The 12,833-nt window shown below is 32.3% G+C and carries 13 protein-coding genes; all 13 read right to left on the bottom strand.

The window, feature by feature from the left end; translation table 11 throughout:
* Positions 1-22: 22 nt before the first annotated feature.
* Entirely contained in the window at positions 23-646 is a 624-nt protein-coding gene (locus tag ACJJV4_RS01660) for an O-methyltransferase (protein ID WP_405291458.1), read from the bottom strand.
* 215 nt (positions 647-861) lie between these two features.
* Positions 862-1,218, bottom strand: a complete 357-nt coding sequence (locus tag ACJJV4_RS01665; RefSeq protein ID WP_405291460.1) for a hypothetical protein — start codon at positions 1,216-1,218, stop codon at positions 862-864.
* Positions 1,219-1,224: 6 nt separating this feature from the next.
* Complete coding sequence (locus ACJJV4_RS01670; protein ID WP_405291462.1) at positions 1,225-2,115, bottom strand: hypothetical protein; 891 nt, start codon at positions 2,113-2,115, stop codon at positions 1,225-1,227.
* A 109-nt stretch (positions 2,116-2,224) separates the two neighbouring features.
* Entirely contained in the window at positions 2,225-3,106 is an 882-nt protein-coding gene (locus ACJJV4_RS01675) for a helix-turn-helix domain-containing protein (RefSeq protein WP_405291464.1), read from the bottom strand.
* A complete protein-coding gene (locus ACJJV4_RS01680) occupies positions 3,096-4,997 on the bottom strand; it encodes a monovalent cation:proton antiporter-2 (CPA2) family protein (RefSeq protein WP_405291466.1) in 1,902 nt (633 codons plus the stop codon). Before ACJJV4_RS01680 ends, ACJJV4_RS01675 begins: the two co-directional genes overlap by 11 nt.
* A gap of 5 nt (positions 4,998-5,002) precedes the next feature.
* On the bottom strand, positions 5,003-5,599 hold the full coding sequence (locus tag ACJJV4_RS01685) for an NAD(P)H-dependent oxidoreductase (RefSeq protein ID WP_405291468.1): 597 nt from the start codon (positions 5,597-5,599) through the stop codon (positions 5,003-5,005).
* A gap of 42 nt (positions 5,600-5,641) precedes the next feature.
* The gene (locus ACJJV4_RS01690) at positions 5,642-6,265 is read right to left on the bottom strand and encodes a MarC family protein (protein ID WP_405291470.1); all 624 of its coding nucleotides are present in this window, start codon (positions 6,263-6,265) and stop codon (positions 5,642-5,644) included.
* Between the two features lie 242 nt (positions 6,266-6,507).
* Positions 6,508-6,708, bottom strand: coding sequence for a CsbD family protein (locus ACJJV4_RS01695; protein ID WP_405291472.1), 201 nt, complete (start codon positions 6,706-6,708; stop codon positions 6,508-6,510).
* A 256-nt stretch (positions 6,709-6,964) separates the two neighbouring features.
* On the bottom strand, positions 6,965-7,903 hold the full coding sequence (locus ACJJV4_RS01700; RefSeq protein WP_405291474.1) for an NADP-dependent oxidoreductase: 939 nt from the start codon (positions 7,901-7,903) through the stop codon (positions 6,965-6,967).
* 18 nt (positions 7,904-7,921) lie between these two features.
* On the bottom strand, positions 7,922-9,493 hold the full coding sequence (locus tag ACJJV4_RS01705) for a carboxymuconolactone decarboxylase family protein (protein ID WP_405291476.1): 1,572 nt from the start codon (positions 9,491-9,493) through the stop codon (positions 7,922-7,924).
* Between the two features lie 7 nt (positions 9,494-9,500).
* On the bottom strand, positions 9,501-10,358 hold the full coding sequence (gene budA, locus ACJJV4_RS01710; RefSeq protein WP_405291478.1) for an acetolactate decarboxylase: 858 nt from the start codon (positions 10,356-10,358) through the stop codon (positions 9,501-9,503).
* Between the two features lie 32 nt (positions 10,359-10,390).
* Complete coding sequence (locus ACJJV4_RS01715) at positions 10,391-11,014, bottom strand: putative quinol monooxygenase (RefSeq protein ID WP_405291480.1); 624 nt, start codon at positions 11,012-11,014, stop codon at positions 10,391-10,393.
* A 29-nt stretch (positions 11,015-11,043) separates the two neighbouring features.
* The gene (locus tag ACJJV4_RS01720; RefSeq protein ID WP_405291482.1) at positions 11,044-12,825 is read right to left on the bottom strand and encodes an alpha/beta fold hydrolase; all 1,782 of its coding nucleotides are present in this window, start codon (positions 12,823-12,825) and stop codon (positions 11,044-11,046) included.
* Positions 12,826-12,833 lie beyond the last annotated feature (8 nt).

Below are 12,833 nucleotides of genomic sequence, written 5' to 3' on the forward strand. Positions count from 1 at the left end.
TATCTTTATTTAATTTTTTATATTATTTTTTAACAGTAATCAGTACCACTTTACCACCAAATTTGTGCTGTAATTGGTATTTATTATTCTCACTAATGGCTTTTAAAAATGATTTGGTTTCTCCCATATCTGCATTATCTACATAAACTACGGTGTTTTCATTAAAATTATGTTCAAGCATATTAAATAAAGGTAAATACAAGTTTTTCCATCCATCGAGAAGTAATAAATCTATTCTTTTATTATGATTTTTTAACGTTTCCATAGCATCTCCAACTTTAACTTCAATAAGCTCATTAACTCCTGCTTTTTCAAAATTACTAATGGCTTTTTGTGCTTTAGATTTAACTAGTTCAGTAGTAATAATATGGCCTTTAGTTTCAATAATACCTTGTGCTAAAAACAAGGTAGAAATACCAAATGAAGTTCCATATTCCACCACGTTTTTAATGTTGTTTTTTGTTATGAGCTCAATTAAATCTTCACCTTGTTCTTTAGAAATTGAAAGGTAAGCATCTTTAAAATCTGATGGTTGTATAGGTCTAATAATGCTTTTTGCAAAGCCTTTTATAATTTTTAAATGGTCATACTTAGAATCGTTGTATAATTCTGTTAACGTTCTTGTTATGTGATGTTGTATTATCATGTTTTTTTTTATATTTTGAAAAGATTTGAAACTAAACCGTTCTATTTTCTGTTGATATTTTTAAATTATATATCAAAATTAGTTTAAAACAAGGTTTAACTTAGGATACATGTAGTTTTAAAAATGGTAAATATCGAACCGTTTTAAGGTTTTATATAAAAAAAGGTTATCAAATTAATGATAACCTCCTTTTGCTAAAAATCAATATTTACTATTTAATTCGCGAGATATCGCTTCATTCTCATAGTATTACCTTCAATCATGTTCGCGTAATTTGCAACAGATGTATCTTTCATAAATTTTTGCATAGATGCATCAGCATCTTCCATTTTTTTCCATTTTGCAACAACTAAAACTTCATCAGTTTCATCGTTAAAAGCACTTTCTCTACTTATATAACCTGGTTGTTTACTTGTATAGTTAGCGTCTATTTTTGCATCTTCTTTCCAAAAATTTTCAGTGGTAACTGTTGTTTTTATCTTGAAAGTTGTAATTTCTATAACGTAAGATTTTATATTACTACTACAGCTAAACATTGTTAAACTTGTTAGAATAATTAATATGTATTTCATTTTAAATTATTTAGGGAAATTAAATTTTCCATTAGCATTTTTACGGTCTTCCTCTGGTGTAATTGTTTCCATAACGTCCCAATGTTCAGCTATTTTATCATTTTCTACTCTAAACAAATCGTAATAAGATGTTGGTTCTCCTGCAAATGTTCCTTCTGTAATAGTAAGCACAAAGTTACCTTCACCTAATACTTTATGTAAGGTTGTAAACTCCATAGTAATCCCTTGTTTTGCCATAGCCTCAACCGCTTTTCCAAACCCAGATAAACCATCTCCAATATTTGAGTTGTGCTGTATATATTGATCTGCATTGAAGTAATTAGTAATTTCACTCATTTTGCCATTGATTAATACGTTGATTAAAAACTTTGAAACTAAAGCCTTATTGGCATCCGTTTTGTTTAAATCTGTAACAGTTGTAGTACCATCAATTTGTGTATGTCCACTTGGGTTCTCTGTTGTTGTTACAGTTAAATTATCCCAATGTTCTACAATTAGTCCATTTTCAAATCTGAAAATATCAAAACCAATTTTAGGTCCGAAAAAGTCGTATTGTGTTTGTGCAAAAACGTAATCTCCATCTTCAAAAGCTCTAATATTATTAACTTTAAAACCTCCTTCTGGAGCATGCTCCAGAAGCGCTCCAAAGCCTGCTAAACCATCTTCAACACCCAAATTATGTTGTATGTAATTTGTAGGATTTATGTATGCAATTGCTGTTTGATCTCCAGTTTCAATACTTTTTAAAACTGCTAGCGTTTTTTGTTTGTTTGATAATTTAACTTTTGTTTCCATTGTGCCATCATGGTTTATTTTTTCTGTAATACTTTCTTTTTTTTCAGTTTTGCAGGACCCTAATATTAATACTAAGGCCAATACTAAGAGTGTTTGTTTCATGTGTTAGTTTTTTAATGTTATAATTAGTACGGGAACAAAATTACACCATCAATAGGGTTAACTAAAGATGAATATTGACACAAAAAAGGTAAATAACGAACCTATAGCTCTAGATGTAGCTTTTTTTGAAAGAATTCGGGGTGAACCCTGTATGTTTTTTGAAGTATTTTACAAAATTGGTAGATTCTTCAAAACCTAAAGAATAAGCCAGTTCAGTACTTTTTATTTCGGAATTTATAAGTAATCGCTTTGCTTCTAAAATTACAAAAGCATCTATAAATTGCTTCGCTGTTAATGCCACTGTATCTTTACAAATTGTATTTAAATGCTTGTAAGTAATGTTTAGTTTATCGGCATAAAAATCGGCATTTCTACTTGTTTTATAATTGGCTTCTAGAAGTGATTTAAAATTTAAAAAAGTGTTTAATTTATCAGAATATTTTAAATGAAAAGTTTGGTACTGTTTTAAACGTTCTAACTTAGAGAAAATGATAGAATGTATTGATTTATATGTGTTTTCTTGGTTGTAGTCTTCATTCAAAGATGTGTACTCTTGATATAACAATTCGAAATATTTAAGTACATTAGAATCTGTAGGGACTTGAATAATTGGAGAAAAAAGATGAGAATTGAACAGTCTAATAATTTCATTTTTCGGTAATGAATTAATTTGTTTTTTTAAAAAATCTTCTGTAAAAAGAAGAATATATCCTTTTAACCCCTTGGTAAATTGAAAGGCATTAATCTGTCCTTTTGATAAGTGAATGATGGTGTTATTTTTAACGGAATGCCAAACAAAATCTACTAAATGTTTACTATTTCCATGTGTATAATAAACAATCATGTTAAACGCCACTTGGTGGGCTTTTTCAGGACTGTGATTTACGTCATTTTTGCGTTTAGCAAGACTTTCAAGAGGAAGTATTTCAATACCACTATTATTGGGTTTTGGAGAATTAAATGCAATATGTGGAATGTTTCTATTTTCCATTAGGTTTAGTCTTAGATTTTTCTAAAGTTTTTCTAATATGTTCACTATCCCAATGATTATCATAACTTACAATACCTCTCTTAAAATCTTCATTTAAAAATTTCTCTTGTTGTTCTAGTTCTTTTCTGACTTTAAATATATAATCATCTTCTCGTTTAGGTTCAGTGGCTAAACGTCTTAAACTATTTTCATCATATTTAATAAAGTTTTGTACTTGCCTATTTAACGTATACTTTCTAAAGCCCATTTTGCTTAAAACATCTTTAGCTAAAGTTAAGGATGTTTCTAAAGATTCTCTATAAATATTTTCATTACCAAGGTTAAGCAATTCATAAGCATCATATCTATTTTTGGTACGAATCATGAATTCTACATGCGGATATTTCTCCTTAATTATTTTACCAATTGCCTTTGAAACATTAATTTTATTGGTAGCACAGATAAGAATTTTAGCTTCTGCGATACCTGCAGATTCCAATAAATCTAGCCGCGTAGCATCTCCATAATAAACGTCAAAGCCCATTTTACGAAGAAAATCGACACGGTTAGAATCGTGGTCTAAAATGGTAGCCTCTACGCCATGCGAACGTAAAAAACGACCAATGGTACTTCCGAAATGACCAAAACCTACCAATATAATTTTCTGAGACTTTGCAATATGATCCATAGGTCTTTTAACAGACTCTTTTGTTCCTGTTTTTGGTAGTATAAAACGTTCATTAACAATACCTATTATTGGTGTTAAAGACATGCTAAGTGCCGTTATTACTAACATAATATCCATTTGGTCTTGTTCTAATATATTAAGACCAGAGGCGAAAGACAGTAATACAAAGGCAAATTCGCCAATTTGCGCCAAACTAAAGGTAAGCAATAGATTTTGATCTAATTTTAATTTAAATACACGCCCCGTAATATGCAAAACAACCGCTTTCAAGATGATTATTGCTATTAACATACCTCCGATTTTTAAAGGACTATTAGCTATGACAATAAAATTAATTGATGCTCCAACAGCCATAAAAAATAAGCCAAGCATTAAGTTTTTAAAAGGTTCTAGTGTGCTTTCTAGTTCGTGTTTAAACTCACTGTTGGATAATACAACACCGCCTAAAAACGCACCTAAGGCGGGACTTAAACCAACAAACTCCATTAATAGCGAAATGCCAAAAACAATTAAAAAAGCAGCGGCTATTAGTAGTTCTCTTACTCCTGTTTTTGCCACTTTCCGAAGCATTGGCACTATTAAATAGCGACCAGCAACTATAATTACAACTACCGATAAAATAATGGCTAAAGTTTGTATACCCAACGGTAAATTATCTAATAAATTGGTATGCGCACTTTGATTCTCTGAAGAAGCACTATTATTTGTATTAGATAGTAAAGGAATAAAACCCAACATGAAAATAACAATAATATCTTGAAATAGTAAAATAGAAAATGATGAGGAACCAAAAGTAGTATCCATTAAACCTTTTTCTTTAATAGTTTGCATAGCAATTGCTGTAGAAGATAAGGCAACGGCCATCGAAATTACTAGAGCGACTTTCCAATCAAAGCCCAAAATTGTAAAGAATATATAAGAAAGTAACATGGTGCCACCTACCTGAATACCACCCATTCCCACAATGGTTTTACGCATATTCCAAAAGTTTTTAGGTTCTATCTCTAAGCCTATTAAAAATAACATGACCACAACTCCAAACTCAGCAAAATGTAAAATATCTTCACCTTCCTTTCCTATAAAACCAAAAACATAAGGACCAATTAAAACACCGGCCAACAAATAGCCTATAACCGAACTTAACCCTAAACGCTTTGCTATAGATACACAGATAATGGCACCTGCCAGAAATACAATGGCTTCAAAAAGTATACTTCCTGTCATAATATTTAAGAGTTATTTAGTTCTGGTATATCATTCAAAAATGCACATCCATTAAAATCGCCTAAGGTATAATCTTGCTGTAATAAATCGATTAAATGACTATATTGCTTAGCATGACTGGTTAAAGCGTCATGATCTAAATTATGTGTTCCCATTACAGTAAAAGGCGGAAAATACGTCATGCCACACAAATGAGCCGTTTGCTCAAAAGGTCTCAAAAATTGATTAACAGTAAAGCTATTAGTGCCCTGTGCGCAATACAATTCTCTAGACCCGCCAGTTGTGATTACATTTAAGCAAATTTTAGATTCTAGAGCATTGGTGTTTGGACCGTAAGCCCAGCCAAATTCTAAAACCATATCAATCCATTGTTTCATTAAAGGCGGACAGCTATACCAGTAAAATGGATGATGCCAAATAATGACATCGTGTTGCTTTAGTAATTCTTTTTCGACCTCTACATCAATATGAAAATCAGGGTACCGCTCATATAAATCATGAAAAGTAACATTTTCCTTATTTTTTATATGTTCTACAAGTATTGTATTTGCTCTAGATTTTTCGAACTTTGGATGTGAAAACAGAATTAATATTTTTTTCATAGAGCTATTAATTAATTGCTGAGCAGCATTTAGTTTAAAGAGTTAATTGGATATTAAATCGAAAGAAATTTTAATACCTTGTATTATCATACCTGTACCGATAATAGCAATAATTAATCCCATTATTTTTCCAATTACGGATATTACATTATATCCAACAAACTTAACGATATGGTCGCTTAATTTAAAGGTGAAATATGTTATTAAGCTCATAGACCCAAAAATAACAATTACCAAAAACATTTGTAATGGTGCAGCGTTTGATACAAAATTCATTGCGGTAACTATAGTCCCTGGGCCAGCCAAAATAGGTATTGCTAATGGAGAAACTGCAATATCTTCTTCAATATGTACATCGTTCAAACTCTTTACATTAGATTGCTTAGATTGTAACATCTCGAAACCTATAAAAAATATTAAAATTCCACCTGTAATTTTAAAGGCAGGAATACTAATATTGAATAGTTCAAAAATATATTTTCCTAAAAGAATAAATACCACTACAATTATAAAAGCAATGATATTTGCCTTTTTATTGATGGCATCTTTGGTCTGTTTATGCGCACCTTGCGTTAAGGACACAAAAACAGTCATGTTTGAAATAGGGTTAGTAATAGCAAAAAAACCAGTAAATACGGTTATTGCGAAGGTAATTAGGTTATCCATTTAATGCGAAAATTTGAATCTAGAAAGAACTTGAATTCCTTCTGTTTCACCAAATCAATTTTAATTTATTTTTAATATTTATTTTACGAATTGGTTTAATATAAGAAATGCTGAGATTAATTAAAAAATTAATCTCAGCATTTCTTATTCTAACGTAACTATTAATTTTATTCTAACTTAATTAGGGCACAAAAAAAATCTCAATATCTGAGATTTTTTTAATTTAATACTTATGTGAAATGTTAGAATTTTAAACTTTCTAAAAAATCATTTACTTTTTCCTTAGATTCTCCGGTTTTTTTCTGGATTTTCCCAACTAATTCATCTTCCTTACCTTCTTGATAATCTAAATCATCATCGGTTAAATCTCCCCATTTTTGCTTTAGTTTACCTTTAGCAATATTCCAGTTTCCTTTTAATTTGTCTTCTATCGCGTTCGTCATTTTATTTGCTTTTTTAAGTTAAATAAACCATTATTGGCTTACACTTGTAAAATTAGAGCTAAACCACGGTTTATCTTGACGCTATCGATTTAAAATTTAGTTCAAATCAGAATGGCGGATATTAAACTTCTTATTAATTCTAATAGGTTTGCAATTTTTTACAAGCCCTTTTTTAATGTTTAGATTGTAATCATTAGGTTCCCGCCGGAAACGCTACTTATTTAAAAGTGTTCTATTATAGCGCCGAGCATTGTTACTAAAGTGTCACGATTACTTTACCCACTGTTCTTCCTTTTTCAACTTCGGTATGTGCATTAGCCATATCTTCAAAAGCAAACGTTTTGTAAATGTTTGGTTTAATGCTACCGTTTTCTAACATTTCTTTTAAGGTGTTCATATCTTCAGCACTAGAGTGTACTAAAATGTCTGAAACGGTTTTGTTCTCCTTTTTGGCAGATGCTTTTAAGTCATCTAAATCCATACCTACTGTTGTATAAGCTGTACCACCGCTTTTTAAAACTTTTACGGAATTTTCTAATACTTCACCACCTTGCGTATCTAATACAAAGTCGATATCAGATAAAATTTCTTCAAACTTTTCAGTATGATAATCAATTGCGTTATCTGCTCCAATAGAGGTAACAAATGCACTGTTTTTTGCCGAGGCAGTAGTATTTACAAAAGCTCCCATTGCTTTTGCAATTTGGATAGCAAAATGCCCGACACCACCAGAACCTGCTTGTATCAGTACTTTATCACCTTTATTAATCCTTCCTTCTAAGATTTGCAGTGCAGTTAGAGCAGCTAAGGTTGTAGCTGCAGCCTCTTCAAAAGAAACGTTGTCTGGCATTATAGCTAAATGTGCTTCTGGCGCAGCAACAAATTCCGCGTAAGCGTTACCTACACCAGGGAAGTTTACCATACCAAAGACATTGTCGCCTATTTTAAAATTGGTAACATCAGTACCGACTTCTGTTACGGTTCCTGCTATGTCCCAGCCTAAAATAACAGGTCGTTTTTCACCATACATCATATTCAGCATCTTATCTTGATACTTTGGTTTTACATCTGCCGGGTTTAATGAAATAGCCTTTACCGCTACTAATACCTCGTTATCTTTTATGCTTGGTTTTGCTACTTCTGCTAAATGAAGGTTTTCTGGTCCTCCTGCTTTTTCTAATACTATTGCTTTCATAGTGTTTCTATTTTTAAATTATTTTTTATTGTAGACAACGGTCATTCCCTTGCCTTGCTTAAGTGTTAAGCGCATTTTGGTGTCGGTTACTTCAATTACAAGTTCATCATACCCTAAATCCAGATCTCCGATTTTGCTGGTTCTGGTGAAGAAATTATTCTTCCAATCCCAAGTACCTGTCAAAACTTTACCTCCAAAAACTCCTAATATTTGTCCGTCGTGAGTAGCAACAGATTGCCCGTCTTTGTCACCATAAAAATTATCGGCAGCTATCTTTAAATATTCTTCTTTTGTGTTTATTCTTTTCCAATTTTCATCTACAGGTATAGCTTCACTAATCGTTGATGGAAGTGTGTAAGATGCTATTGAATTACTAAATAGAACCGGAGTAAATAACACATTGTTTTCTATAGTAATATCTGCTAAACCTTTCGGAAAGTTCCCAATTAATTGTCGCGTATTTTCATTTATAAAAAACAAATCACTAACCGTACCTCCTGTTACTAAAAAACCATCATTAACAGCAGTTAAACCGTCTAAAGCTCCTAGTTGATAACTGCTTTTAAACCGTGTTATCGTTTTATCTTTTAGGTTAACTTTATATAGACTGCCAAACTTATCTGATGAAATTTCTAAAGTCAATTCTTCACCAAAATTTGCAATAACCAAGTCTTCATTTTGAATATAAAGTCCGTTTGGATGCTTAATTTCAGGGGATTGAAACCAAACCTCTAATTTGTTATTTACTAATGTGAAAATTTTACCACTTCCTATATCAGAGATAAAAACCTGTCCGTTTTTAGAAACCACTACATCATTTAATGACACAACATCTGGAGAAGTAATGCTATTTACGACTTTTCCATTTTTAACATTGATAATATGTAGCTCCTTACCATCGCCAACGTATAATTTGTCTTGATATAGTGCTAAGCCTGCAGGCGAATTTAAACCTGTTACCCATTTATAATTATCAACTTTTCCGTCCTTTGAAATTCTACTTATATACCCTTTGTTATTTTGATTTACGTTAGAAACATATAACCAATTCTCTGTTGGTGATGCCACAATAGACTCAGGCATAGAAAAACCATCTAACTCCCAGTTTTTAACTAATTGCTGTGTTGTATTTATGTGATTAGATGCAGTATAGTTTGTTTCTTCTAAAACTTCCTTTAAAGTAAAAATGCCATTATTTGCAGCTGGAAAGCCCGTATACAAGCTTAACAAAATCATAGTTTCAGAAATCTCATTTGGCGTAGCCCCTAAATTTAATGCAGCCTTTATATGCGACTTTAACTGCGACTTTGCATTAGCTTGTGTAGTAAGACTAGCTATTATTAGTAATTCTTTGGTTTTAAAATCTATGCCTTTTCTGTTATAAATTTCTCCAAAACCATAGCGAATAATATAATCTGCCATATCTGGAGAGACACTTTTAAAAGCTGCTTCTAATCCTTTTGCAGCACCTTCACCATTAACCTCATTAACAATTTTTACGCCTGTTTTATAGTTGTCTTCTTTTGTGTTTTGCGCAATACCTGCAAAAGAGAAAGACAATGCTAAAACTAAAATGATGTACTTTTTCATAATCTTCTTATTTTCCGTTTTGCTTTGCTGTAGCTTTTGGAGCTGCACCTTGCTTTAACGTTTTGTTTCTGAATTTTTCAGTTTGAGGAAGCTGCAAATTGACTTGGTTTATTTCTTGAATTTCTACTTGAAGTTTATCAAACTTGATATCTTCTAAATGTCCTCCCAGTGTTATGTCTTCAGACAAAAAGTGAAAGTGCATTCCCGGTATCACTACGTTTCCAATATAATCTGGCGTAAATAAGCCTACTAAAGTTCCTTTGATATTTTTTCTAGTATACATTACTCTTGTATCTAAATATTCAAATAGAGAAACATCTTCATTTTCTACTTTATGTGCCGATGCCATTTTTAGATATCCAAACTCTCCTTTAATTCTGTAGGCATAAAAACTATTTTTAGAAGTGGAGTATTTTTGAAGTTCTTTGTTTAGTTCTTCATAAGAGGTCATGTTTTCAACGGTTACCGTTTTTTTAGGTTGAAAATTAATCATCGTCATATTAGGCGATTCTAAATCTTCTGGAGCCTCTTTAATTCCGCCTTCCGCGTCAATAGTATATACCACACCATCTACAGCAACCAACTCACCTGCTAGGTGATTAACGGTTCCGATACCAATATTACCTTGCTGTACCATTTGTTCTGGCGTAAAATCACCTTCATATATACTATTTAACAATGCAACCGTTGGCGCGTATTGATGAATGGTATTTTCCGTATGTGGTGCTAATCCGTTTTCATCTACATTGTGTGGATGTGGGTGTTCGTGATCGTGCGTTTCTAGCGTTGAAACAACCTCTTTTTTGTCCTGATTTCCGCAGCTTGCTAAAATCGCCAAGGAAACTAATAGAATTGCTTTTTTCATAAGAGTACTTTTTAGTTGATTATTTAATTCTCTTAAATTTCTCTAACGAAATTCATATACTGCTTTAAATCACCAATGACAGCATCTTCCATTAGTTTGCCTGTTTTTACTGCATAAGGTTGATTAAAGTGAATGTCCCAAACATCAGATTCTTTTCTCCAATGCTCGTAAACTGCTAGGGTATCCACTTGATTATCTACTGTGTATAAATCAAAAAGGATGTTGCCATCTTCCTCTTTTCTTGTGTGGGTAATGTGATCTTCAAACTGTTCAAGAAGTGCTTCTCTAAATTCCGTTTTTAGTTTAAAAATGAAGAAAATAATAAATACGTCATCTTCAGGATTTGCAGATTTAGAATGGTTTGGAAGTGGATTTGTATCGCCTAAAAAGTAGAAATCTGGAGCGGACTGTAAGGCGGTCTGTCCTACTTCCATTAACTTTTTGGTATGTGGCTCTTTATCGTGAGATTTAATAGCAGCCTTGTCTGCCCAACGTTCGTAAACAAAAAACACATTGTCTTCTGCTTTAGATACAAATACTCTTATCTCTTTATTACCAGCCTCTTTTTGGGTTGCCGCTTGTACTTCTTTAAGCGTTGCTGCAAACGTGTCTTTATGTTCTGGTTTTGCAGTAAATTTTACTATTGTACTTTTCATAATAATGTTCTTTAGAATTGAAGCACCTTTTATTTTAATGGGGTAAGTGGTACTTTTTGAATGATTGTAACCTCTTTTATTTTTGCAAATCGGTCGTTTGGATTATCCTTTACAATCCAATGGTGAGAAGTAGTTGCTGTTAATTTTTGATCCTCTTTTGTTACCCCTTTCCAAACAAAATCTACATGGACTTCATATTCATTTTCTGAAATTACTTTTACTGTAAAATTCTCTGGAAAATGACTGCTTTCCTTCAATTGCTTTGGCGTTCCGTTTAACCATTGTTCTAATTGGTTTATGGTAACAATAGGTTCGCTGTTTGTTGAAAAATTAAGTTTAAATCCATCTGTTAATACCTCTTTAAAAGGCGCAACATTACCATCTAACTGTTCCATATTTAAGAGCCAGTAGTGCATAAGAGATAACATTCGGTTTTCTGGATAAGCATCCTCAAACGTTGGATCTTTAATCTCGCCAGTAGGGTTAATATTAATTTCTGTAAACACAGGTAAAAGCGCACCAGGAACCTCTTTTAAAAATGTGCTGTAATGCAAAGGATAACTGTCATTAGAACCGTCTGACTTTAAATTTTGATATATAATATCAGCTTCTAAATTAACAGTACCGTTCTCTAATTTATTAACTACTATATTTTGAATATGATGCGCATTTTTCCATCCTTTATAAACTTTTAATCTTTCAGGATAATTCGCTTTGCCTTGCATTTCTCCAGCTGCAGATTTCATTTTTATATCATCTGCTAATATTTCTAACTGATTTTCTAGTCGCTGTTTATTTTCAATATCACGTTCATAAAAAAGATACCAACGGTGATATTGTACGATAGCTGCGTGAATAAGTTTTGTGTTTGTTTTCATAATATATTTAGTTTTAGAAATGAATTTTTTAATATCATTGGCTACTTCTTCCGGAACTTCTAATTGTGGAGAGTGCGATGCGTTTTCAATAACGACTAACTTCGCATTGGGGATATGGTCTCTGTAGTACTCTGCCACATTAAACTTTACCACTTCATCGTGTCTACCTTGCAAGACTAATGTGGGTACTTTTATAATTTGTACATCATCTTTAAGATTGAAATATTTTCCGTTTTTAATTGCAGGAATTAAAGAGCCGTCAACAAAATCTTTGCTGTTGTTAACCGTTTCAATCATATAATCTGCTATAGGACCTGGTAGATCTGGTACTTTGTAGAACACTCGTGAAAGCACAGCATTCAGCTCTTCTTTATTCTCAATTTCTTTACCAAAACCGCTGTACACCACGTGGTCATCTATTTTAATACCCGCAGCATCTAGTAAAATCAGATTGCTAAGATCATTAGGATATTTAATAGCGTATGCTGCAGCAGTATGTCCGCCCATTGAGTTACCTACAAGGCTAAATTGATTTACACCAAGTTTTTCTAAAAAGGACTTCAGAAAAGTTGCTTGACCGTCTATTGAATAATCAAGTCCTTCTTTTCTTTCATTATCGCCGTGTCCAGCCAAATCGGGTAGAATTAAATGATAGTCTTCTGATAAAAATTTAGCAGTTTGTAAAAAACTACTTTTATCATCTCCCATACCGTGAACAAGAACAAAGTCTGGCTTATCATCTTCTCCTTCACTTTCATAGAAATGAACAGTGTAGCCATTTATTTCAATCGTTTTTTTCTCAAGACCGGCAGCACGAGCATAACTGGTATTTGTTTGGTTTACAAGAACCTTTGGGAAAAAGAAGTATATGACTGCTACAGCAATCACTAATAATCCAGTAATTCCACCAATAATTTTTAAAAGCTTCTTCATAATTTCTA

The sequence above is a fragment of the Algibacter sp. Ld11 genome, assembly GCF_045066735.1.
GTDB lineage: Bacteria > Bacteroidota > Bacteroidia > Flavobacteriales > Flavobacteriaceae > Algibacter.

Bases quoted from the DNA above. Each gene is read 5' to 3' on its own strand.
- ACJJV4_RS01660 (WP_405291458.1), bottom strand. From the start codon at position 646: ATGATAATACAACATCACATAACAAGAACGTTAACAGAATTATACAAC.
- ACJJV4_RS01665 (WP_405291460.1), bottom strand. From the start codon at position 1,218: ATGAAATACATATTAATTATTCTAACAAGTTTAACAATGTTTAGCTGT.
- ACJJV4_RS01670 (WP_405291462.1), bottom strand. From the start codon at position 2,115: ATGAAACAAACACTCTTAGTATTGGCCTTAGTATTAATATTAGGGTCC.
- ACJJV4_RS01675 (WP_405291464.1), bottom strand. From the start codon at position 3,106: ATGGAAAATAGAAACATTCCACATATTGCATTTAATTCTCCAAAACCC.
- ACJJV4_RS01680 (WP_405291466.1), bottom strand. From the start codon at position 4,997: ATGACAGGAAGTATACTTTTTGAAGCCATTGTATTTCTGGCAGGTGCC.
- ACJJV4_RS01685 (WP_405291468.1), bottom strand. From the start codon at position 5,599: ATGAAAAAAATATTAATTCTGTTTTCACATCCAAAGTTCGAAAAATCT.
- ACJJV4_RS01690 (WP_405291470.1), bottom strand. From the start codon at position 6,265: ATGGATAACCTAATTACCTTCGCAATAACCGTATTTACTGGTTTTTTT.
- ACJJV4_RS01695 (WP_405291472.1), bottom strand. From the start codon at position 6,708: ATGACGAACGCGATAGAAGACAAATTAAAAGGAAACTGGAATATTGCT.
- ACJJV4_RS01700 (WP_405291474.1), bottom strand. From the start codon at position 7,903: ATGAAAGCAATAGTATTAGAAAAAGCAGGAGGACCAGAAAACCTTCAT.
- ACJJV4_RS01705 (WP_405291476.1), bottom strand. From the start codon at position 9,493: ATGAAAAAGTACATCATTTTAGTTTTAGCATTGTCTTTCTCTTTTGCA.
- budA (WP_405291478.1), bottom strand. From the start codon at position 10,358: ATGAAAAAAGCAATTCTATTAGTTTCCTTGGCGATTTTAGCAAGCTGC.
- ACJJV4_RS01715 (WP_405291480.1), bottom strand. From the start codon at position 11,014: ATGAAAAGTACAATAGTAAAATTTACTGCAAAACCAGAACATAAAGAC.
- ACJJV4_RS01720 (WP_405291482.1), bottom strand. From the start codon at position 12,825: ATGAAGAAGCTTTTAAAAATTATTGGTGGAATTACTGGATTATTAGTG.